16 protein-coding genes are annotated in these 22,760 nt (G+C 76.2%); 12 read left to right on the plus strand and 4 right to left on the minus strand.

All coding sequences use genetic code 11. The features are described 5' to 3' along the window. Window positions 1-113 precede the first annotated feature (113 nt). From J2S46_RS40795 to J2S46_RS05270, 10 genes are all read left to right on the plus strand, one after another. Entirely contained in the window at window positions 114-1,523 is a 1,410-nt protein-coding gene (locus tag J2S46_RS40795; protein ID WP_191292791.1) for an AfsR/SARP family transcriptional regulator, read from the plus strand. A 5-nt stretch (window positions 1,524-1,528) separates the two neighbouring features. Next, entirely contained in the window at window positions 1,529-3,883 is a 2,355-nt protein-coding gene (locus J2S46_RS05230) for a TOMM precursor leader peptide-binding protein (RefSeq protein WP_191292792.1), read from the plus strand. Beyond that, window positions 3,873-5,897, plus strand: a complete 2,025-nt coding sequence (locus J2S46_RS05235) for a TOMM precursor leader peptide-binding protein (RefSeq protein ID WP_191292793.1) — start codon at window positions 3,873-3,875, stop codon at window positions 5,895-5,897. Before J2S46_RS05230 ends, J2S46_RS05235 begins: the two co-directional genes overlap by 11 nt. A gap of 154 nt (window positions 5,898-6,051) precedes the next feature. After that, entirely contained in the window at window positions 6,052-7,749 is a 1,698-nt protein-coding gene (locus tag J2S46_RS05240) for a nitroreductase family protein (RefSeq protein ID WP_191292794.1), read from the plus strand. Then, complete coding sequence (locus J2S46_RS05245) at window positions 7,736-10,648, plus strand: lantibiotic dehydratase (protein WP_191292795.1); 2,913 nt, start codon at window positions 7,736-7,738, stop codon at window positions 10,646-10,648. The genes J2S46_RS05240 and J2S46_RS05245 overlap by 14 nt, the downstream gene beginning before the upstream one ends. Beyond that, a complete protein-coding gene (locus J2S46_RS05250; RefSeq protein WP_191292796.1) occupies window positions 10,641-11,708 on the plus strand; it encodes a lantibiotic dehydratase C-terminal domain-containing protein in 1,068 nt (355 codons plus the stop codon). Before J2S46_RS05245 ends, J2S46_RS05250 begins: the two co-directional genes overlap by 8 nt. Further along, on the plus strand, window positions 11,705-12,961 hold the full coding sequence (locus J2S46_RS05255) for a zinc metalloprotease (RefSeq protein WP_191292797.1): 1,257 nt from the start codon (window positions 11,705-11,707) through the stop codon (window positions 12,959-12,961). Before J2S46_RS05250 ends, J2S46_RS05255 begins: the two co-directional genes overlap by 4 nt. Window positions 12,962-13,077: 116 nt before the next feature. Then, window positions 13,078-14,019 (plus strand): ABC transporter ATP-binding protein, encoded by a 942-nt coding sequence (locus J2S46_RS05260; RefSeq protein ID WP_191292798.1) that lies wholly within the window; start codon window positions 13,078-13,080, stop codon window positions 14,017-14,019. Next, window positions 14,016-14,768, plus strand: a complete 753-nt coding sequence (locus J2S46_RS05265; RefSeq protein ID WP_073926694.1) for an ABC transporter permease — start codon at window positions 14,016-14,018, stop codon at window positions 14,766-14,768. The genes J2S46_RS05260 and J2S46_RS05265 overlap by 4 nt, the downstream gene beginning before the upstream one ends. Beyond that, on the plus strand, window positions 14,765-16,690 hold the full coding sequence (locus tag J2S46_RS05270) for a TOMM precursor leader peptide-binding protein (RefSeq protein ID WP_191292799.1): 1,926 nt from the start codon (window positions 14,765-14,767) through the stop codon (window positions 16,688-16,690). Before J2S46_RS05265 ends, J2S46_RS05270 begins: the two co-directional genes overlap by 4 nt. A gap of 119 nt (window positions 16,691-16,809) precedes the next feature. Here the strand turns inward: J2S46_RS05270 and J2S46_RS05275 are convergent, their stop codons facing one another. Continuing rightward, window positions 16,810-16,998, minus strand: coding sequence for a thiazolylpeptide-type bacteriocin (locus J2S46_RS05275; RefSeq protein ID WP_073926695.1), 189 nt, complete (start codon window positions 16,996-16,998; stop codon window positions 16,810-16,812). A 194-nt stretch (window positions 16,999-17,192) separates the two neighbouring features. On the opposite strand from J2S46_RS05275, the gene J2S46_RS05280 reads away from it, so the two are divergent. Then, the gene (locus J2S46_RS05280) at window positions 17,193-18,548 is read left to right on the plus strand and encodes an amidohydrolase (protein WP_191292800.1); all 1,356 of its coding nucleotides are present in this window, start codon (window positions 17,193-17,195) and stop codon (window positions 18,546-18,548) included. Window positions 18,549-18,693: 145 nt separating this feature from the next. Continuing rightward, window positions 18,694-20,388 (plus strand): DUF885 domain-containing protein, encoded by a 1,695-nt coding sequence (locus tag J2S46_RS05285; protein WP_191292801.1) that lies wholly within the window; start codon window positions 18,694-18,696, stop codon window positions 20,386-20,388. Window positions 20,389-20,500: 112 nt separating this feature from the next. Here the strand turns inward: J2S46_RS05285 and J2S46_RS05290 are convergent, their stop codons facing one another. From J2S46_RS05290 to J2S46_RS05300, 3 genes are all read right to left on the minus strand, one after another. Further along, entirely contained in the window at window positions 20,501-20,794 is a 294-nt protein-coding gene (locus tag J2S46_RS05290; protein ID WP_191292802.1) for a helix-turn-helix domain-containing protein, read from the minus strand. A gap of 286 nt (window positions 20,795-21,080) precedes the next feature. Continuing rightward, a complete protein-coding gene (locus J2S46_RS05295; protein WP_191292803.1) occupies window positions 21,081-22,088 on the minus strand; it encodes a hypothetical protein in 1,008 nt (335 codons plus the stop codon). Continuing rightward, on the minus strand, window positions 22,085-22,444 hold the full coding sequence (locus tag J2S46_RS05300; RefSeq protein ID WP_191292804.1) for a PadR family transcriptional regulator: 360 nt from the start codon (window positions 22,442-22,444) through the stop codon (window positions 22,085-22,087). The genes J2S46_RS05295 and J2S46_RS05300 overlap by 4 nt, the downstream gene beginning before the upstream one ends. Window positions 22,445-22,760: the final 316 nt, after the last annotated feature.

Raw genomic sequence — 22,760 nt, forward strand, 5'->3', positions numbered from 1 at the left:
CTGGGCGTTGGCACCGTTCAGTCAAGTCGGTGCCTTCCCCACCCGACGGCACGGTCCGACCACGGCCCGCACCGGATCTCTGCAGCGCACACGCAACGTGGGGGAGGGGAACCGTGGGGGACAGCGAGACGACTCCCGGGGCCGGCGAGGGGCCGGCGCCCGACGGGAGGACCCCAGACCGAAGGGCACCGGCCCGGTTCACCGTCCTCGGGCTGCTGGCCATCGCGGACAGCCACGAGACCGTCGTCCTCCAGCCCTCCAAACCCGCCGCCCTGCTGGCCGCCCTGCTCGTCCGTCCCAACAGCGTGGTCTCGGTGGATTCCCTGCAACGGGTGATCTGGGGCGAGGAGACCCCGGCCACCGCGAAGGCCGCCCTGCAGACCTGCGTCCTGCGGCTGCGCAGGCTGTTCGGCAAGTACGGCATCTCCGGCAACACCATCGAGGCCGTGCCCGGCGGTTACCGGATGGCCGCCGACGCCGACACGCTCGACCTGCTGGAGTACCGCTCCTTACTCGGCCGGGCCGCCGCCGCGGAGGCCGACCCGGGCGCCGAGCTGGACCTGCTCCGCACGGCGCTGGCCCTCTGGCAGCTGCCCGTCCTGTCCAACGTCCACTCGGACGCGCTGCACCTCGACGAAGTCCCCCGGCTGACCGAGGAGTGGCTGCGCACCGCCGAGCGGGTCTTCGAGATCCAGCTCGCACTCGGCCGATGTCGCGAGGCGCTGGCCGAGCTCCGGCCGGTGGCCCACTCGCACCCCCTGCACGAACGCTTCTGGGAGCAGCTGATCGAGGCGCTGCACCGGACCGGCCGCCGCGCGGAGGCCCTCGCCGAGTACCGCAGGGTCGAGGTGCAACTGCGGTCGGAGCTCGGGGTCGGCCCCGGCCCGGCGCTGCGGCGCCTCGAAGCGGCCCTGCTGAGCGGCGAGCCCTGGCCGCCCGGGCGGTCCCCGACCCCGTTCGCGGCCCCGTTCGCGGCCCCGGCGCAGCGGCTCGGCCCGGCCGGCATCCCGGCCGTCCGGAGGCGGCCCGGACCACCGGAGCCGGCCGGCGTACTCGACCCACCCGATCCGCCGGAGCTGCTCGACCCGCCTGACCCGCTCGACCCGGCGGACCTGCCCGACCGGCGCGCGGCCGGCGACCGGAACCTCGGCCCCGGGCCGGACGCCCCCGCGAGCGGCGAACTCGTCCTGGCGAGCCTGGTGCGGGCCGGACTGCTGGAGGAATGGCCGCCGGGCCGCTACCGGGTGCACGAACTCCTGCGCACCTTCACCCGGGCGGCCTCGCACGGCCGCTCCCCCGCACCCCCCGCCCACCGGCCCGACCGCTCCGACCGTCCGGCGCGGTCGGACCGTCCCGAGCGCGCCGAGCCCCCGGAGCGCCCCCGGCACCCGGAGAACCCCGGGACCGCCGACCGCCCCGCCGACCGTCCTGCCGACCGCCCCGTGGAGCGCGCCGCCGCCGCTCCCGGGCCGGCCGGGTCCCCGCGGCAGCCAGCCGCTCCGCTGCGTACGACAGAGGTGTGAGGCCGATGGCCGCGTACGAGGAGATCGCCGACACCCGCCCACGAGTCCGCCGGGACGTGCTGTTCACCCGGACTCCGGAGGGTGTGCTGTTCCACAACGCCCACGGGGGCTTCAGCCTGACCACCAAGGAGGCGTACCGCTTCGCCTCGCTGATCGTGCCGCACCTGAACGGCCGCAACAGCGTCGCCGAGATCTGCCAGGGGCTGGACGGCACCCGGCGGAGCATGGTGGTGGAGCTGGTCCGGGCCCTCTACAAGCGCGGGTTCGCACGGGACGCCGGCCCGGCCGGCCCGGCCGGCGCACCGTCCCCGGCACCCGAGGTGGCCGCCCGGTTCGCCGCGCAGATCGACTACGTCGACCACTACGTGGGCGAGGCCGGGAGCCGGTTCCAGCGGTTCCGGGAGAGCCGGGTGGCGGTGCTGGGCGACGACCTGACGGCGCGCTGGTGCGTGCTGAGCCTGGTCCGCAACGGCTGCGCGGCCGTGGGCGTGGCGGCGGGCGTCGACCGGCCGGGCAACGGGTTCGAGGAGGTCCGGACGGAGGTCGCGGCCCTGGTGGCCGAGGGCTGCCCGGTCTCGGTCACCCTGCTGGGCGGCGGGGCCGCGCCGCAGCCGCACCGGACCGGCCTGGGCTGGGCCGACCTGGAGGGCTTCGACCTGGTGGTGGTCACCGGCGGCCCGGCCGGGCTGCGGCAACTGGTCGGGCTGCTGGACGCCGGGATCCCGGACGGCCGCCGGCTGCTGGGCGCCTGGACCATCGGCGACCGCGCCGTGGTGGGCCCCCTGATGACGGCGGACACCCGCGGCTGCTGGGCGTGCGCGGCGCTGCGGCTGGGCGCGAACACCGCCCCGGACGCCGCCGCCGAGCTGTGGAGCTCGGTCGGCCCGCTCGCACCGCTCGATCCCGGTGGGCCCCGGATCGGACGGCCGCTCGCCGCGATGCTCGGCAACCTGCTCGGCTACGAGGTGTTCCGTCTCACCACGGGGGCGCTGCCCGCCGAGACCGACGGCCGGCTGATCATCCAGGACCTGGACTCCCTGGACGTGGTGGCCGAGCCGCTGCTCCCCCACCCGCGCTGCCCGCGCTGCGGCGGGACGCAGGACGCCGCCCCGGACGCCCGGGGTGCGGACGCCGCGGTCCGGGGCGGGTTCACCGACCTGGGCACCGACCGGCCCGCGGCCCCGGCCCGGCCGGCACCGAACGACCCGGCCGGGGACGGCCGCCCGCCCGCCGACGGCGCCGCCGAGGAGGACGCCGCCCGGGCCGCGCTGGCCGAACTCGACGAACGGGCCGTGCTGGTCCGGCCGAACGCCGGGGTCTTCACCGCCTACGCGGACGACGGGTGGAACCAGACCCCGCTGAAGATCGGCACGGTGGCGCTCTCCGTCGGCCACGGCGCTCCCCGCGAGATCTCCGCCTTCGACGTGCACCATGTCGCGGGCGCCCGGCTCCGCGCCCTGTACCGGGCCGCCGAGGTCTACGCCGAGCACGTGGTGCCGCCGGCCGGACGGGTGACGCCCGAGGAGGCCCTGGCCGGGGCGGCGGACCGGCCGCTGGTGGACCCGCGGTCGCTGGGCATCGGCGCGGGCACCGGGGCCGGCGCCGCCGACGTCCCGCTCTGGGCCGGGGCCGGCTCGCTGCTGACCGGCGGTCAGGTGCTCGTCCCCGCCGGCGCCCTGCGCACCTTCGGCCCCTACAACCGGGACCGGGCCTTCGAGGCGACCTGCGCCGGGACGGGTGCGGCCGGCACACCCGCCGCGGCGACGGCGCGCGGGCTGCTCTCCGCGCTGGCCCACGACGCCCTGCGCCGGACGCTGCGCGGCGCACCAGCCGCCCGGGTCGACCCGGGTCTGTTCCAGGACGACCCCGAACTCGTCTTCCTGGCCCGCTCGGCGAAGAACCTCGGCCTGGAGCTCGAACTGCTGGAACTCGGCGCCGGCCCCGAGCAGTTGGTACCGGTGGTGCTGGCCCGGGCCACCGACCCGGGCACCGGGCGGGACAGCTGGGCGGTCGGCAGCGGACCGCGACTGCGCGGCGCGGCCCTGGAGGCGGCCCGGGACCTGCTCGGCCGGGTGCAGCTCGGCCGCGACACCGCGGGCCCCGCGGCCGGCCGACCGGCCGCCGAACACCCCGACACCGGCGACCCGATGCTGCGCGAACTGGCCACCGCCACGCTGCCGGTGGGTACCGGGGCACCGAGCGACCCGGCCGCCGTCCGTACCCTGCCGGAGGTCACGGCCCGGCTGCGGGCCCTCGGCCGGGACGCGCTGGTGGCCCCGGTCGCCGCCGCCGACCTGCGGGCCGGCCGGATCGCGGTCGCCCGGGTGCTGCTCACGGACGGGCCGACCGGTGCTCGGTGAGACCCTCGCCCGCCCGGCCGTCCCACCCGGACGGGACGCGCGGACGGGGTACACCGGCCCGTGGGCGGAGGTCTGCGAAGGCCTGGCGGCCCAGCTCACCCGGGCCCTGGCCGACCGGCTGCCGGGCCCGGCGCCCCGGGTGTCCGTGCTCGGCGTCCGGGACGAACTGGCGGTATCGGCCGACGGGGACGCCCCGAGCACTCCGCTCCACCTGTACGGCCACCACGCGATCATCGGCCCCTACCCCCTGGCCGTCCCCGCGGCCCACGGGCCCGCCGGGGGCCGGGTGCCGGCGCCCTGTGCGCGCTGTCTGGCCCGGCGCTGGCAGGCCGTCCGCTCCGGCCCGCTGCGAGAAGCGCTGGAACTCGGCGGCGGCACCCGGGCCGCGGGCCGCCCGCCCTGGGCGGTGCCGTTCCTCGCCGACGCCGTCGCGGCCCTGATCACCGCCCGGCGGGAGCGGGCCGCGACGGCCGCAGGCCCGGCGGCGCGGTTCCCCCTGGTCGACCTGCTGGACCTGGAGACCTTGCACGTCAGCGCCTTCCCGCTGGTCCCCGACGCCGAGTGCCCGCGCTGCGGGCACCGCACCGACGACAGCGCCGGCGCCGCCCGGATCGAGCTGCAGAGCCGGCCCAAGCCCGCCCCCGAGGAGTTCCGGCTGCGCGGGGCCGACGCCTACGACCTCCCGTCGGAGGCCTTCGTCAACCCCGTCGCCGGGATGCTCGGGCCCTCGGTCGTACCGGACCTGGTCTCCGCGTCCACCTCCGCCACGGTCGGCTGCTTCACCATGCGCTCCGGCGACTACCTGCGCGAGTGCTTCTGGGGCGGTCACACCGGCAGCTACCGGGCGAGCACCCGGGTCGGGCTGCTGGAGGGCCTGGAGCGGTTCGCCGGCATGCGCGCCCGGGGCCGGCGCACCACGGTGGTCGCCGCCTTCGACGACCTCGACGGACAGGCCCTCGACCCCCGCGACTGCGGCCTCTACGCCGAGGAGTTCCACCGCGCCGAACCGGGCGTGCGGCCGTTCGCGCCGGACCGCGCGATCCCCTGGGTCTGGGGGTGGTCGCTGCGCGACCGGAAGCCGCTGCTGGTGCCGGAGATCCTCACCTACTACCACGCACCCGGCGGGCTGGAGAACCGGTTCGTCCAGGAGAGTTCCAACGGCTGCGCCTCCGGCGGCTGCCTGGAGGAGGCGGTCTACTTCGGCCTGATGGAGGCCGTCGAACGGGACGCCTTCCTGCTCGCCTGGTACGGCCGGCTGGCGCTGCCCGAACTGGACGTCCGAGGCGCCGTCCGGCCCGGGATCGCCGCCATGGTCGACCGGCTGGAGATGTACGGCTACCGGGCCCGGTTCTTCGACACCCGGACGACCTTCCCGATCCCGGTGGTGACCGCCGTCGCCGAGCGGGTCGACGGCGGTCTCGGCCGGCTCTGCTTCGGTGCGGGCGCGAGCCTCGACCCCGAGGCGGCGGTGTGGGCCGGCCTCTGCGAGATCGCCACCGACGCCGTCAACCTGCGCCGCCGCACCGCCCGCGAGGAGCGGCGACTGCGGGCGATGGCCGAGGACTTCGACCGGATCCAGGTGCTGCACGACCACCCGCTGGTGTACGGACTCCCCGAGATGGCCCGGTACGCCGACTTCCTGCTGGCGCCGCGCCCGGCCGGCGGGGGCCGAGGGCTCGCCGGACTCGACAGCCTGCGCCGGCCGGGCCCCGGCGGTCGGGCGGTGATCGAGCCCGGCGGCGACCTCCGGGACGACCTGCTGGCCTGCGTCGAGGCGGTCACCGGCGCCGGGTTCGACGTCGTCGTGGTCGACCAGACGATGCCCGAACAGCGGGACCTCGACCTGCACACCGCGAGCGTGCTGGTGCCCGGACTGCTGCCGATCGACTTCGGCCGCAGCCGCCAACGGGCCCTGACCATGCCGAGGTTGCGCACCGCGGCACGCGAGGCCGGTCTGCTCACCCGGGACCTGCGCCCGGACGAGCTCAATCCGGCCCCGCACCCGTTCCCATGACCAGGCCGCCCCACGAACCGGTCCACGCACCGGGCCGGGCCCGCTACCGGGACCGGCCCCCGCCGTCCACCGCTCCCCCGTCCCCGAATCCCGACCCCCGCCCCGTCCCCGACCGCCCCCGACCGCTTCCGACCGAGTTCCTGAAAGGACCCACATGGGCTACGCCCACGCGTACGCGAACGCGGTGATGCAGCGGGGCCGAGTCCCCATGGAGCCGGCGGACTTCGTGCCCGACTGGGCCGACCGGCCCAGGAAGGGCAAGTTCTACCCGCGGGCCGAGCACTTCCCGCTGCCCGACAGCGACGCACCCGCCGACGCGACCGTCCAGGACGGGCTGTTCGGACCGCCCCGGGACGGTGGGTTCACGCCGGCCCTGCTCGGCGGGATGCTGCAGGACTCCTACGGCCTGACGGGCCGCCGGCTGGCCGTCCACGCCAACTCGGACCTCGGCACCCTGCCGCTCTACACCCACGCCAACTGGTCGCGCGGCACCGCCTCCGGCGGCGGCCTGTACCCGATCGGCATCCACTGGGTCGCCGGGCCGAGCGGCCCGCTCACCCCCGGGGTCTACCACTACGCCACGCCGCACCACTCGATGCAGCGGTTGCTGGCCGGCGACGTCTCGGCGGAGGTCCGCGCCGCGCTCGGCGGCGGGGCGGACGGGCCGCCGGGTGCACCGTCCCACGACCGGGGAACCGACCAGTTCCTGGTGCTGGGCGTGAAGTTCTGGCAGAACGCCTTCAAGTACAACAGCTTCGCCTACCACGTGGTCACCATGGACGTCGGCGCCCTGCTAGGCACCTGGCGCCTGTGGGCCCGGGCCCGGGGCCTGGAGATCAGGCCTGTGCTGTGGTTCGACGAAACCCGGATCGGGAACCTGCTCGGGCTCTCCCCCGAGGAGGAGGGCGTCTTCGCGGTGGTCCCGCTCCGCTGGCAACGCCCGGCGACCGGTCCGGCCGGTCCGGTGACCGGCCCCGACACCGGGGACGCCCCGGCCCCGCCCCCCGCATCCGCATCCGCATCCGCACCGACCGGCGGCGGGGCCCGGGTGCGGATCGGGGAGCAGGAGAAGTCCCGGCGCGTCCTCGGCTTCGAGACCGTCCGGCGGATCCACGCCGCGACCCTGGCCGGCGCCGCCGACCGTCCGCCGGCCGACGCCCTGGCCCGGGCACTGGTCCGCCCGGCCGCCCCTGCCGCCCCGACCGCCCCGACCGGCGGCGAGGTGGTGCCGCTCCCCCGGCCCGACCGGCTCGCGCTCGGCGTGCGCGAGGCCCTGCGGGCCCGCCGCAGCAGCTTCGGCCGGTTCACCGCGACCGTCCCGGTCCGCGCCGGGGAACTGGCCGCGGCGCTGGCGGCCGCCGCGGCCGGCGGCGACCTGGGCAGCGACGCGCAGGCCCCCGGCGGGCCGCCGCTCACCAGCCTGTACGTCTTCGTCAACCGGATCGAGGCGGTACCCGCCGGCACCTACGCCTACGACGGCCCGACCGGCGCTCTGCGGCTGCTGAAACCAGGCCCACCGGGCGCCTTCCTGCAGGAGAACTATTTCCTCTCCAACTACAACCTGGAGCAGGCGGGCGCGGTGATCGTCCCGGCCGCTCCCACCGCGGCCGTGCTGGACGCGGTCGGCGACCGAGGGCTGCGCCTGGTCAACGCCACCGTCGGGGCGATCTCGCAGGCCGTCTACACCGCCTGCGCCGCACTCCACCTCGCCTGCGGCGTCGCGCTCGGCTTCGACTGCGTCTCGTACGCCGAGGAGCTCGGGCTCGACGGCCCCGGCGAGACGCCACTGCTGATCATGATGATCGGCCACGAGCGGCCGCACCCGGCCGACTTCAGCCATGCCATCGCCTGAACCCCCGGAGGACCCCTTGAACGAGCACGCCCCGGCGGAGGAGCGGTCGGCCGGGCGACCGCCCGCGGGCGAGCCCCGCGCCGCAGCCCTGAGCCCCCGGTTCGTGCTGCGCGCGGCCGGCCTGCCGATCGAGGCCGTGCACGGCCTGCGCGGCCCGCGGACCCGCCGCTGGGCGGACCGACTGCTCGACGAGGAGGAGCGGCTGGCCGGGCTCGGGGCCCGGCTCGGCGAACCGCTGGCCGCGCTGGTCCCGGCCGCCCCGGACGAGCGATTGCGCCGCCAGGTGCTCGCCGTCCGCCGCGCGGTGTTCAACCACCGGCCGCCCCGGGACGTCTCCGACGTCCTGGCCCTGGCCGCCCGCTCCGACGGCCCGGCCCACCGGCTGCTGGCCGACTGGCTGGACGCCCGCCACCGGCTGACCGCCCTGCAGGCCCGGGGTGAGGCCGTGCTGGCCGACGAACTCATCAACAGCCGGGCGGAGTTGCGGCGACTGGCCGGCCTCCCGGTGCTGCGGCTGGGCCTGCTGCTGGCCTCCCCCACGCTGGACGGCAAACTGGACGCCTTCATCGCCGGCCCGGCCACCGCCCCGGACAAGCGCGGCCGCAGGATGGAGCGCTCACTGCTCTCCTACCTCTACCGAACGGCCTGCAAGACCAGCCCGTTCAGCACCCTCACCACCGTGTCCCCCGGCGTCTTCCGTCTTCCCACCGACGGCGTGACGGCCGGTCCTGCCGGGCAACTCCCGGCGATGGAGGACGTGTTGCTGGACGGCGAACCGGCCGGCCACGTCCGGCTGAACGTGGTGGTCCTGAGCCGGCTGGCCGAGCTGGTCGCCGCCGACCCCGAGCGCCGCCGCGACCTGCCGCTCACCGTCGCCTCCGGCTGGGCGCTGGACGAGGACCGGGTCCGCTACGTCCGCCGGTCGGTGACGGCCGGCGACGACAGCGCCGCCGTCAGCTTCGACGCCGCGCAGGACCGGCTGTTCTTCCTGCGGCTCAGCGGCGCCCTGGAGCAGGTGCTGGACCTGCTGCGGACCGCGCCGCTGGTCCGGTACGGGGAGCTGGCCGCACTGCTGGCCACCGGGACTGGCGCCGGCCCGGTCGAGGCCGAGCAGTACCTGACCGCCCTGCTGGACCTCGGCATCCTCCAACTCCCTTGGCTGGCAACCGATGTGCACAGCCGCGATCCGCTCAGCTCGTTCCGGCGGGCCCTGCGCGACCTCGACCGCCCCTGGGCCGGCGTCCTGGCCGACCGGCTGGACGGACCTGCCCGCCGGCTGGCCGGCTACCCGACCGCCGACACCGCCGGGCGCCGCTCCCTGCTGGCCGGGTTGCGCCGCGATCTGCTGGACGTACAGCGCGCGTTGGGCGCACCGGAGCCCACGCTGCCGCAGACCCTGCTGTACGAGGACGTGGCCGGCCCGCCGGTGGCGGCGGACGCCGGCCCGTGGGCGCGGCTGGCGGCCGGACCGCTGGAGTCGCTGACCCGGATCCTGCCGCTCTTCGACGTGGCCCTCGCCCAACGCCTCACCCTGAAGGGCTTCTTCCTGGTGCGGTACGGCCGGGGCGGCCGCTGCGAGGACCTGCTCAAACTGGTGCACGACTTCCACGAGGACATCTTCAACCAGTACCTGCAGTTCACCTCGCGGCGCCCGGCCACCGGCCCGGACGGCGCCCACCCGCCGGAGGAGAACTGGCTGGGCATGCCGGAGATCACCGCCCTCGACCGCGCCCGGAGCGAACTCTCCCTCCGGATGCAGGCGTTGTGGGAGGGGCGGGCCGCCGGGGCCGAGGAACTCGAACTGGACGATGCCACGGTGGCCGCGGTGGCCGCCGAACTCGCACCCCTCCCAGGAGGTTTCGCACCGTACAGCCACTTCCTTCAGCTGGCCCGGCGCGACGGCGACCCGCTGGTGGTGCTCAACAACTCCTACGGCGGCCTCTGCTTCCCGTTCACCCGCTTCACCCACTGCTTCGACCCGGCCGAGGACGCCGCTACGGAGCCGCCGGAACCGGCCGGCACAGCCGGTGACGGACCGGAGGCCGGACCGGCCGCCGGGCTGGTCGCCGGGCTGCGCCGGACGCTGCAAGGCCTGCAACCTGCCGGCTCGGTCTTCGCCGAGGTCACCGCGGGCGCCGCCACCACCAACCTCAACCTGCACGCCCGGCTCACGGAGTTCGAGATCGTCTGCCCCGGCGAGACCAGCACCGCCCCCTCGGCCGCCCGGATCCGGCTCGACGACCTGTACGTCGAGCACGACCCGGCGGCGGACCGGCTGGTGCTGCGCTCGCGCCGCCTGCGGCGGGAGGTGGTGCCGCTCTACCTGGGCTACCTCGTCCCGATGGTGCTGCCCGAGATCCCCCGCACCCTGCTGCTGTTCTCCCCCACCTCGCGGGTCACCCCGGACGCCTGGCGCGGGGTGCCGGCCGGCCCGGCGGACGGCGGGGTGACCCACCGCCCGCGCCTGCGGCACGGCAGCCTCGTGCTGCACCGGCGGTCCTGGAGCGCCGGCCCGGGGGCGCTGCCCGAGCCGCGGCCGGGCGAGGGCGAGGCGGCCCGCTACCTGGCCTGGCAGCGGTGGCGGCGCCGGCACGCGCTGCCCGCCCAGGTGTTCGCCAGGGTCCGCCCGGAGCCCGGGCCCGGCGGCGCCGCCGGCTGGCAGGGCGCCACCAAGCCCCAGTACGTCGACTTCGACAGCCCGTTGTCGCTGACCGCCCTGGACGCCCTGCTCGCGGGCGGCCCGGCCCGAGTGGTGCTGGAGGAGATGCTGCCCGGCGAGCAGGCCCTGCACGTCCGCTCCCCGCTCGGCCGGCACGTCGCCGAGCTGGCCGTGGAGACCGTCCCCCGCGCGGCGGCCGCCGCCGCGCCCGAGCAGCAGGGAGCGCACGGCCATGACTGACCCCACCGCATCGCACGCCGGTCCCGGGCCCGCCCCCGGCGACTGGCTGGCCTTCCACGTCTTCTACGCCGCGAGCCCGCGCCCGCTGCTGCTGGAGTGCGTCCGCCCGCTGACCGAGGAGCTGGCCCGCGACGGCCTGCTGGCGGGCTGGTTCTTCATCAACTACTGGCTGGAGGGCCCGCACCTGCGGCTGCGGCTACGGCCCTCCTCCCCCGCCGCGACCGAGGCGGTGCGGGCGCGCGCCGAGCAGGCGATCGCCGGATTCCTGCGCCGGCGACCGGCGTTGTACGAGGTCAAGGGCGGATTCCTGGCCGAGCTGTACAACACCCTCTTCGAGCTGGAGTACCCGGAGACGGAGCGCGGGCGGCTGCTCGGCGAGGACGGCCGGATGCGGCTGCGGGCCAACAACACCTTCAGCGCCGAGCCGTACGAGCCGGAGTACGGCAAGTACGGCGGTCCGGCCGGGATCGCGCTCGCCGAATGGCACTTCCAGCGCTCCAGCGACCTGGTGGTCGAGGCGGCCCGCACGATGAACGTGCACCTGCGCACGGTGGTCCTTGGGCTGTCCGCCCAGCTGATGATGACCATGTCCGGCTGCTTCCTGGCCGAGGACGAGGCACTGCTCTCCTTCCTGGACCGCTACCACGCCTTCTGGAACGGCGCGTTCGCCGGTACCAACTACACCGCCCAGGACGGCTACGACCGGGCCTGGACCGCGATGGACGCCACCCTGCCGCAGCGCTTCCGGATGATCCGGGCCGCCGTCGCGGACGGCGCGCCGCAGCGGCTGCCGAGCGTCCTGCGCGGCTGGGCGGAGCACTGCCTGGAGCTGCGCGAACGGGTGCTGGACCTGACCGGGCGCGGCGAACTGGTCTTCCGCTCCTGGGACGGCACCCGGGACCTCCCGGTCGGCGATCCGGCCGAGTCCCTCCCGATGCTGCTCTCGCCCTACCTGCACATGACCAACAACCGGCTGTCGGTGACCGTCCGGGACGAGGCCTACCTCAGCTACGTCCTCGGCCGCGCGCTGCGCGAACCGCACCCGGCGGCGGCGCCGTGAGCGACCGGGACCTGCTCACGCTGAGACCGCGGATCAAGCCGGGGGTGCGGATCAGCGGCGCCCTGCGGCGCGGCACCGGCACGATCCACCTGATCCGCGACCCGGACGGCGACCGGCGGCTGGAGGTCGGGGTGAAGGAGCACTTCATCATCGTCCGGCTCGACGGCACCCGGTCGCTCGACGAGATCGGCGAGGAGTACGCGCGGCACTTCCGGCTGCGCCTGGGCGGTGCCCAGTGGCAGCAGATGCTGGGCCTGCTGTACGGGCGCGGGCTGCTGGCCGGCCACGCCCCCGCAGCCGCCCCCGCGCCCTCGCACGCGCCCGCCCACGGGCCCGGGCCCCGGCGCCGCTCGACGCTGCTCACCGGCAGCGTCCGGCTGGTCGCCGACCCGCCGGCCCTGCTCGACCGGATCCACCGCGCCACCGGTTCCGTCCGTCGCCCGCTCGCCCTGCTCCCGCTGTCGGTGCTGGTCCCGGCCCTGCTGGCGGGCATCGCCGCCCGGCTCGGGCAGCTCGTCGACGAAGCGGCCCGGCTCACCCACCAGCCGGTGGCCCTGGCGGCCGTCGGCGCGGTGCTCTGGGTGAGCCTCGCCCTGCACGAGCTGGCGCACGGCCTGGCCGGGCGGGCCTTCGGGGGCCGGACCACCGAGATCGGGCTGCGCCGGTGGCTGCTGATGACGTACCTGTACTGCGAGATGGAGGACGTCCGGTTCTTCCCGCGCCGCCGGCAGCAGGTCGCCACGGCGGGCGCGGGGGTGCTGACGAACCTGGTCCTGCTGCTGCCGTGCTACCCGCTCTGGGCGCTGCTCCCGGACCGGGCCCAGGCCCGGCCGTTCCTGGCCGGGCTGCTGCTGTTCGGCACCGTGATGGCGCTCGCCAACCTGCTGCCGCTGCCGCCGCTGGACGGCTACAAGATGCTCGGGTACGCCCTGGGGCACGTCCAGCTCGCCACCGACAGCCGGACGTTCGCCGTCCTGCTGGCCCGGGCGGCCGTCCGGCGGGGCCGGCCGGCGGCACTCGCCGGGTACTCCGGCCGGCTGCGGCTGGTGCTCGGCGGCTACGCGCTGCTCTGCGCCGGACTGGCCGCCCTGGCCCTGGCCGCCACCGGCCCGCTCTGCCGCCGTCTGCTGCCGGACCGCTGGGCCGGCGCGGCGGGCTGGGCGCCCGTCCTGCTGGCCGGCTGCGCGTCGGCGCTCTGGGCGGTGGGCATGCTCGCCAGGGCCGCCCGCGGCCGGCGCGGCGGCGCGCCGTGACCGGCCGCCCCGGGACGCGGCGGACGACGTCTTCGCCGCACCCGCCCCTGATCCCGCCGACGCCCACTCCGACGCCCCCGCCGACGCCCCGTCCGGACAACGATGGAGAGCACAGCATGAGTTCCGCGCGCAGCACACCGGACACGGCCGGCCCACCCGCCCCCGCCGTCCTGCTCGAAGGGGTGAGCAAGTCCTACGGCGAGGTACGGGCCCTGGACGGCGTCTCGCTGACGGTCCGGCAGGGGGAGTTCTTCGGCATCCTCGGCCCCAACGGCGCGGGCAAGAGCACCCTGGTGGAGATCATGGTGGGGATGCGCCGGCCGGACGCGGGCACGGTGAGCGTCCTCGGCGGCAGCCCCTGGCCGCGGGACACCGCGCTGCTGCGCCGGATCGGCGTGCAGACCCAGGCCTCTGCCTTCTTCACCCGGCTGACCGCCGGCGAGCACCTGGCCACCGTCGCCGCCCTCTACGGCCTCGACCGGGCTGCCGCCGGTCGGGCCCTGGATCAGGTCGACCTGGCGGACCGCGCCCGGACCAGGGTCGACGACCTGTCCGGCGGCCAGCGCCAGCGCCTGGCGCTGGCCACCGCGCTGATCCACCGCCCCGACCTGATCTTCCTGGACGAGCCCACCGCGGCGCTCGACCCGCAGGCCCGGCGCTCGCTCTGGGAGGTGCTGCGCTCGCTGCGCGGCGAGGGCCGCACGATCGTCTGCACCACCCACCACCTGGACGAGGCCGAGGCGTTGTGCGACCGGGTGGCGATCGTCGCGCGCGGCGCCCTGCTGGCGCTGGACAGCCCCGGCAGCCTGGTCAGGTCGCTGGCCGCCCCGGCCCGGCTGCTCGTCCCCGCGGACCGGCTCTCGGTCGCGCAGGCCGAGGGACTCGACGGGGTGGACCGGGTCACCGTGGAGGGCGGTGAGGTGGTGATCGAGACCAGGGCCGCCAACCGGGTGCTGGTGGCGGTGGGCGACCTGGTCGGCATCGAGACGGTCCAGACCCGGACCGCCACCCTGGAGGACGCCTACCTCCGGCTGACCGGATCGGAGCAGCACGGATGAGCGCCTACGCCGCGATGACCCGGGCCACCTACCTGGCCTACGTCCGGGACCGCACCTCGGTCTTCTTCACCTTCGCCTTCCCGCTGCTCTTCCTGGTCGTGTTCGGGCTGCTGTTCCGCGGCCAGACGGTCAACGGCGGTCTGGCGTACATCAATTACATCGCACCGGGCGTGCTCGCCTGGGGCATCGGCAACGCCGCGCTGTTCGGCGTCGCCTTCACCCTCATGCACTGGCGCCGCGACGACCTGCTGCGGCTGGTCTGGCGGACCCCGACGCCGCTGCCCACGGTGCTGGCCTCCCGCTACGCGGTGGCGCTGGGCACCGGGCTGGTCCAGGCCGTGCTGTTCACCGCGGTGGCGCTGCTGCCGGTGTTCGGCCTGCACCTCGCCGCCTCCTGGCCGGCGGCGCTCCCGGTGCTGCTGCTCGGCGTCACCGCCTTCGTGGCGGTCGGCCTGGTGGTGGGCGGCCTGGCGAACACCCCGGAGGCGGTGGCGGCGATCGCCAACTGCGTGATGGTGCCGATGGCCTTCCTCTCCGGCGCCTTCTACCCCATCGACCTGATGCCGGGCTGGCTGCAGGCCTTCTCCCGGGTACTGCCGCTGCGCTGGTTCGTCGACGGGGTGACCGACGCCCTCGCCGGGCGCGGCGGCCTGCTGGGGCCGGCGACGGACTGCCTCGCCCTGGCGGTGTTCGCCGGGCTGTTCGCGCTGCTGGCCGCCCGGACCTTCCGTTGGAGCAACCGGACATGACCACTGACGCCCTGCCCCTGGAGGCCGCCCGCTCGGGGCTGGCCCGCGCACTGGCCGCCCGGGCCGCCGGCGCCGGACTGCCCGCCCCCGAGGTCGCCGCCCTCGGCAACCGGGACGCCCTGGGGCCGGAGCCGGCCGCCCAGGCCGGGCCGCGCTCGGCCGCCACCGTCCACCTGACCTCGTCCGCGGTGCTGGTCGGCCCGTGGGGCGGCGCACCGGACTCCCCGGCCGCCTGCGGCAGTTGCCTGGCGATGCGGTGGCAGCGGCTGCGCAGCCGGACCGAACGCGAGGCCCTGGAGGCGGGGCTCGGCAGCACGGCGGTGGACCCGGGCTGGCCGCGGCCGACCTCGTGGGTGACGGACGCCGTCTGGTCGCTCTGCCTGCTGGTGCTGGGGCCCGGCGCGCCGCCCTCGGACCTCCCCCGGGTGAGCCGGCTGGACCTGGAGACCCTCCGGGTGACGACGGTGCCGCTGCTCGCCGAACCGCTCTGCCCGGTCTGCGCCGCGACCGGCGCGGGGGCCGGCGAGGGGGCCGTCGAGGGCCCGGTGCTGCCGCTGCTGTCACGGCCGAAGCCCGGCCCGGACGGGTACCGGCTGCGTCCGCCCGGCTCCTACGCGCTGCCCGCCGAGGCGCTGGCGAACCCGGTCTGCGGGGTGCTCGGCGCGGGCACCTGGCCGGACGTCACCTCGCCGACCACGGCGCCGGTGGCCGGCAGCGTCTTCATGCGCGGGTACGCCGGGCTGACCGACGTGACCTGGAGCGGTCAGGCCAACTCGTTCCGGGCCAGCCGTGACCTGGCCTTCCTGGAGGGCCTGGAGCGCTATGCCGGGACGCACCGGCGCCGCGGCGGCGCGATGCTCGTCGACTCGTACCGCAACCTGGCCGGCGCGGCCCTGGACCCGCGCGAGTGCGGCCTGTACGCACCGCGGACCTACCGCGAGGACCCGATGGTGAGCCCCTTCGACCCGGACCGCCCGATCCCCTGGGTGCGCGGGTACTCGCTGCGGGACGCGCGCCCGGTGCTGGTGCCGGCCAGGCTCTGCTACTACAGCGCGGGGCTGGCCGCCGACAACTTCGTCTTCGAGTGCTCCAACGGCTGCGCGATCGGCAGCTGCCTGGAGGAGGCGGTGCTGTTCGGGCTGCTGGAGCTGATCGAGCGGGACGCCTTCCTGCTCGGCTGGTACGGCGGCGCCCGGCTGACCGAGATCGACCTGGACTCCTGCGGCGGGGGCGCGCTGCGGGCGATGGTCGACCGGGCGGCCCTGCAGGGGTACGAGGTGCACGCCTTCGACAACCGGGTGGACCTCGCGGTGCCGGTGGTGACCGGCCTGGCGGTGCGCCGGGACGGCGGGCCGGGGACGCTGGCCTTCGCGGCCGGCGCCGGCTTCGACCCCGGGCAGGCGGTGGAGTCCGCGCTGTCCGAGATCCTCACCTACCTCCCGCACCTGCCCGGCCAGGTCCGCGAGCGCCCGGCCGAACTCGCCGCGATGGCGGAGGACTTCGGCCTGGTCCGCCGGCTGCCGGACCACGCGGCGCTGTTCGGCCTGCCGCAGATGGCGCGGTACGCCGGGAGCTACCTGGAGCCCGCGGCCGTCCGGTCGCTGGACGAGGTGTACGAGGGCTGGGCGAAGGCCCGGCCGCGCTCCTCGGACCTGCTGGACGACCTGCTGTTCTGCCGGGACGAGCTGGTCGGGGCCGGCTTCGACGTCATCGTGGTCGACCAGACCTCGCCGGAGCAGTTGCGGCTCGGACTGCGGACGGTGTGCACGATCGTCCCCGGCCTGCTGCCGATCGACTTCGGCTGGTCACGCCAGCGCGCGCTGGGGATGCCGCGGCTGCGGACCGCGCTGAGGCGCGGCGGCCTGCGGGGGTCGGACCTGGCCGACGGCGACCTGCGGCTGGTGCCGCACCCCTTCCCGTGAGGCGCGCCCGGACCCGGCCGGCACCGTCCCCCGGACGCCGCGGACGCCCCGGACGCCCGGGGGACGGAACGACGTCGGCCCCCTCGGCTCGGAGGGGGCCGACGGCCGGACCGCGAGGGTCAGGCGGTGCAGCTGGTGGTGCTGGTGGTGCTGGAGCAGGTGCTGGTGGAGGAGCAGCTGGTGGAGGAGCCCAGCATGACCTCGCTGGCGTCCGAGTAGTCGCTGATCTCGAAGGTCTCCGACTCCAGGTTGAGGATCTCCTGCGCGAGGGATGCCAGGTTGGTGTCGGGGGTGGTGTTCGCCGCCATGAGAGCTCCTTCAGGACGCTGGGGACGGCCCGGCCGCGACGGCCGGACCGGGCGGAACCCGGGCGCCCGTACGGCCCGCCCCGCCACACCGCCCTTTGTACGGGAGGCCACTGGCAGACCCGGCCGCCGTCCGCTGTCACCTCGCTGACACCGCAGGCCGGCGCCCTGTCCGAGCCCGGCCGGGAGGCCCGCCGATGACCGGGCCGCCGCCCGGACGGGCCGCCGGGCCGGACGGGCCGACCACCCGCGCGGCCGAGTTCTACGTGACGCTGCACCGGGACCCGGAGCTGTCCGGGCAGGAGGAGCGCACCGGCGCCCGGCTGGCGGCCCGGCTGGCCGCCGCCGGCTACCGGGTGGAGAGCGGCATCGGCGGCCACGGGGTGGCCGGTGTGCTGCGCAACGGCCCGGGACCGGTCCTGATGCTGCGCGCCGAACTGGACGCGCTACCGGTCGAGGAGCGGACCGGCCTGCCGTACGCCAGCACCGCGCGCGCCCGGACCGCCGAGGGCGAGGACGTCCCGGTGATGCACGCCTGCGGCCACGACGCCCATCTGGCCTGCCTGACGGGGGCGGCCGACACGCTGGCCGGCGCGCGGGAGCGATGGCGCGGCACGCTGCTGGTGGTGGGCCAGCCCGCCGAGGAGACCCTGCGCGGCGCGCGGGCGATGCTCGCGGACGGCCTGTACCGCCGCTTCGAGCCGCCGTCGATGGTGCTCGCCCAGCACACCGCGCCGCTGCCGGCCGGGATGGTCGCGCACGGCGGCGGCCCGGTGACGGCGGGCAGCGTCACGCTGGAGGTGGTCGTGCACGGCCGCGGCGGGCACGCCTCCGCGCCGCATCTGGCGGTCGACCCGCTGCTGGCGGCGGCCTCGATCGTGCTGCGGCTGCAGGCCGTGGTGTCGCAGGAGTGCGGCCCCGCCGAGCAGGTGGTGCTCACCGTCGGGTCGCTGCGCGCGGGCGGCCCGGCGAACCTCGTCCCGGACCGGGCGACCCTGGGGGTGACCGTCCGGGCGTTCTCGCCGGCCGTGCTGGAGCGGGTGGTGGCTGCCGTACGGCGGATCGTCCGGGCCGAGGCGGAGGCCTCCCGCTGCCCGGTGGCGCCGACCGTGGAGGTCGTCGCCGAATCCGGCGTCAACCTGCCCGACCCGGGGCTGACGGCCACGGTCCGCGCCGCCCACCGGGCCGCCTTCGGCACGCACCGGGTGGCCGACTGGCCGCCGTCCATGGCCACCGAGGACTTCCCGCTGTTCGGCCCCGCCGGCGCCGGGCTGCACGGGGTCACGGACGTCCGGACGGCGTACTGGATGCTGGGGACGGTCGGCCCCGGGCAGTGGGCGGCCGCGCCGGGGGCGACCGCCGCCGAGAAGCTGGCGGCGCTGCCCCCGAACCACTCCCCGGAGTTCCGCCCGCATCCCGGCCTGACCCTGCGGACCGGGATCGCCGCGCTGGTCACGGCGGTGACCGCGGTACTGCCGCCGGGCGGAGCGGCGGCGGAGCCGGCGGACGGAATGGCGGACGGAATGGCGGGCGGGTCGGCGGCGGGCGGCTGAACCGGCGGCGCGGGCCGACCGGTCGGGGAACCCGCCCGGCGCCCGCCCGGAACCCGCCCGGCGCCCGCGCCCGGAACCCGGGTGCATCGCCTGCGCACCGTCAAAATCGCCCCCGCCGACGATCACCATGCGTCAGGATGACCGGATGGCAGATGAGATGATCACACCCCGCCGGATCGCGGACCAGCACGTCGCCCGGGTCGCCGCCCTGGACCCGACGGTCGCCGCCTGGCTGGGTGTGCACCCCGACGACCAGCGGCAGCCGGACCTCTCCCCCGAGGGCTACCAGGCGGCCGCCGAACTCAACCGGCGCGCCCTCGCCGAACTCGACGCGGCCGAGGCCCGCGCCGCCGGCGACGGCCCGCAGGACCCGGCCGAGCAGGTCTGCGCCCGACTGCTGCGCGAGCGCCTCACCGCCGCCCTGGCCGTCCAGGACGCCGGCGACAACTACCGCCAGCTGCGCAACGTCGCCGCGCCCGTCCACCAGGTCCGCGAGATCTTCACCCTGATGCCGACCGCCACCGAGCAGGACTGGGCCACCGTGGCCGGCCGGCTGCGCAACCTGCCCGGTGCGTTGGACAGTTACCGCCGCACCCTCGCCGAGGGCATCACGCGCGGGCTGCTCTCCGCCCCCCGCCAGGCGGCCGTGGTGGTCGACCAGCTCACCGCGTGGACCGGCGAGGCCGACGGCGGGGCCGGCTGGTTCGCCGGCTTCGCGGCCGGCGGCCCGGAGCGCCTGCGTCCCGAGCTGGACGCCGCCGCTGCGCGGGCCACCGCCGCCGTCGCCGGGTTCCGCGACTGGCTGCGCGACACCTACCTGCCCGCCGCCGACGGCACCCCGGACGCCGTCGGCCGCGAGCGCTACCTGCGGGCCGTCCGCTTCGGCACGGGCGCCGACCTCGACGTGGCGGAGGCCTACGGCTGGGCCTGGGAGGAGTTCCACCGGCTGCGGGTCGAGATGGCGGCCGAGGCCGAGCGGGTGCTCCCCGGCGCCGGCCCGCTGGCGGCGATGCGTCACCTGGAGGAGCACGGGCACGCGATCAAGGGCGAGGAGGGCATCCGCGACTGGCTGCAGCAGCTCATGGACGGCGCGATCGACGCGCTCGACGGCACCCACTTCGACATCCAGGGCCCGGTGCGCAAGGTGGAGTCCCGGATCGCGCCGCCCGGCAGCTCCGCCGCCGCCTACTACTCGGCCCCCAGCCTGGACTTCAGCCGCCCGGGCCGCACCTGGCTGCCGACGCTGGGCCGGGACACCTTCCCGACCTGGCAGCTGGTCAGCACCTGGTACCACGAGGGCGTGCCCGGACACCACCTCCAGCTCGCGCAGTGGAACTACGTGGCGGACCGGCTCTCCACCTACCAGGTCACCCTCGGCAAGGTCAGCGCCAACCTGGAGGGCTGGGCGCTGTACTCCGAGCGCCTGATGGACGACCTCGGCTTCTTCGCCGAACCCGCCCACCGGCTGGGCTTCCTGGACGAGCAGATGCTGCGCACCATCCGGGTGATCATCGACATCGGCATGCACCTGCGGCTGCCCGTCCCGGCCGGCTCCGGGTTCCACCCCGGCGAGACCTGGACCCCGGAACTGGCCACGGAATTCATGGCCACCTACAACGGCAGCCCGGAGCCCACCCGGACCAGCGAGATCCACCGCTACCTGGGCTGGCCCGGCCAGGCGATCGGGTACAAGCTGGGCGAACGCGCCTGGCTGCGGGGCCGGGAGACGGCCCGCGCCCGGCACGGCGCCGCCTTCGACCTCAAGGCCTGGCACATGAAGGCGCTCTCGCAGGGCTCGCTCGGCCTGGACGACCTGGCGGACAACCTGGCAGCGCTGTAAGCGACTTCGGGGCCTGCCGTCCGGGCCGCGAGGTCCGGCGGCCCCCGGGCCCGGGGCGTCGGAACCCCGTGCCCCGGGGCCGCCGGGCCATGCCGCCCGGGCGCCGCCGACCTCACCGCTCCGCCCGGAACTCCTGCGGGGTGCGGCCGAAGCGCTCGCGGAACCGACGGGTCAGGTGCGGGTGGTCGGTGGAACCCGCGGCCGCCGCGATCTCGGGCAGCGGCGGCCCGGTCCACTCCAGCCGACCGCCGAGGACGCCCGGCGGCGACCGCCGCCAGCCGGCCTCCAGCGGCAGCACGGTGGTGTCCTCGCCGAGCAGCGTCAGCCCGCAGTCGCGGCCGGTCACCAGCTCCACGGCCGCGCGGTGGACCAGGGCGACATCCAGGGTCTCCACCAGGTCCGGCACGGTCCCCAGGGCGGGGAGATGACGGAACGCCAGGGATCTCCCGGTGAGTCCCACCCGGGTCGTAGGGCCGACGTGCCACCAGGACTCGACCGACCGGGCGCACGCGGCCAGCTCGCCCGGGCCGGGGCTCGCCAGCAGTTCGCGGAGCAGCGGGTCGGCCGGCCGGTCGAACAGGTACCGGGCGGCGGCGTCCGTCGCGGGCAGGTCCCGGCGGCCCCACGGGGAGGCCGCCTGATCGGCCGGCGGGCGAGTGCCGCGACCTCTCAGGTGGGGTCACGGCGTCGGGTCACGGCGTCGGGTCGGACGCTCCGGGACGGGTCCCGGCCCGGGTGGGCCGGGCGGTGCGGCGCAGGGTGCCGACGAGCGTGGCCACGGCCAGCAGGGCGAGGACCGCACCACCGTTGCGGAGCAGGTCGTGGTGGTCGGTCGGGCCGCTCCGGTAGATGGGCGGGGCGACCATGACGGTCCAGGGCAGGACAGCGAGCGCGACACCGCCGGCCCGTAGGGGGTCGGTGTCCGGACTCCCGAGGTGCAGCAGGTAGGCGAGGGTCATCACCGACGCCGGCCAGACGGTGGAGGCGTCCAGCACGCCCTGGACGGAGGACGGGAAGACGACGTTGCCGTAGTCCTCGGGCCAGGTACCGAGCCAGAGGACGGCGAGGCCGCTCATCGGCAGGGCGACGGCGACGGCGGAGGCCATCGTCCAGGACCGGCCGCGCGGGGAGCCGTCGACGGCGTCGGGCGGTGCGATCAGCACCAGGACGCCCATGACGACCCAGAGCGGGAGCAGGTCGGCGTACCGGGTGAGGGCCGTGCCCGGATGGAAGTGCGCCGCCGCGGCGACGCCGAGCCTGCTCAGGACGGCCAGCAGGACGAGGGCCCGGGCCGGCGCCCGGAGCCCGAGGGTGAGGCACAGCAGGGCCGGTACCCAGGGAAGGGTCTGCGCGGCACCCACCGCCTCCCGGGCGAAGTCCGTGGAGGAGTCGGGCAGCAGGAGCCAGGTCAGCAGATGCACCACGCTCAGCGCGGCCCCGCCGGCCAGCAGGAAGGGCGCGGCGCCGGCGAGGATCCGGCCCGCGGGGTCGCGCGAGCTGAGCCGGGTGCGCAGCCGCAGGGCGTGCGCGGCGAGGGCGGCCCACTCGCGCAGGGCCTCCCGCCGGTCGGCGTGCCGGACGGCCTCGGCGAGGACGGCGGCGATCTCCTCCCCGTGCGCGGCCCGGTACCCGGCCGGGTAGAGACCGATCAGGGGCAGCCGCCGGAGCAGCGCGGACGCGGGGGTGTGCGAGTCGGTCATGCTGTCCCCGCGTTCGTCCGGAGCTGCGGCCGGCGGCTGCCGAGGCCGAGCCGGCGCTCGGCCTCGGCCACGCCGGCGCGCAGCCGTTCGGTCTCGTCGACCAGTGTCTGCCGGCCCTGCTCGGTCAGCGCGAAGGTGCGGCGCAGCCGTCCGGCCACCACCTCCTCGTGGTCGATCCGGATGAGCCCCTGCTGGAGCAGGCGGTCCAGTGCCGTGTAGAGGGTTCCGGTGAGCATCCTGGTCCGGCCCCCGGTGATCGTCAGGACTTCCTGGACGATCGCGTACCCGTGCCGGGGCGCGTCGGCCAGCGCGGTGAGCACGAGGCGGGTCGGTTCCTGCAGTTGACGGTGTGCCATGCCGCGACGATAAGTCATTGACTTAGATATGTCGACCGTTTAGCCATGGGGTCGCGGCCGCCCGCGTTGCGACCCTCGACGTGGACGGGCGAGGAGTCCGAGCAGGCTCCCGGGGGCGGGCGGGGCGGCCGATACCGGCACGTGCGAGGGCGGCCGCCTCCGGCGCTGGTGTGTGGATCGCGTGAATTCCCTGCCGGGGAAGCGAGTTCAGAGTCGGATGGGAGTGGTGGGAAGTGCCGGCCTTGACTAGGTTGTTACCAAACCTTATTTTCCGGAACTTCACTCGTTCGGGTGAATCCGCAGGAAGAAGGAGTGG

The sequence above is a fragment of the Kitasatospora herbaricolor genome (assembly GCF_030813695.1).
GTDB lineage: Bacteria > Actinomycetota > Actinomycetes > Streptomycetales > Streptomycetaceae > Kitasatospora > Kitasatospora herbaricolor.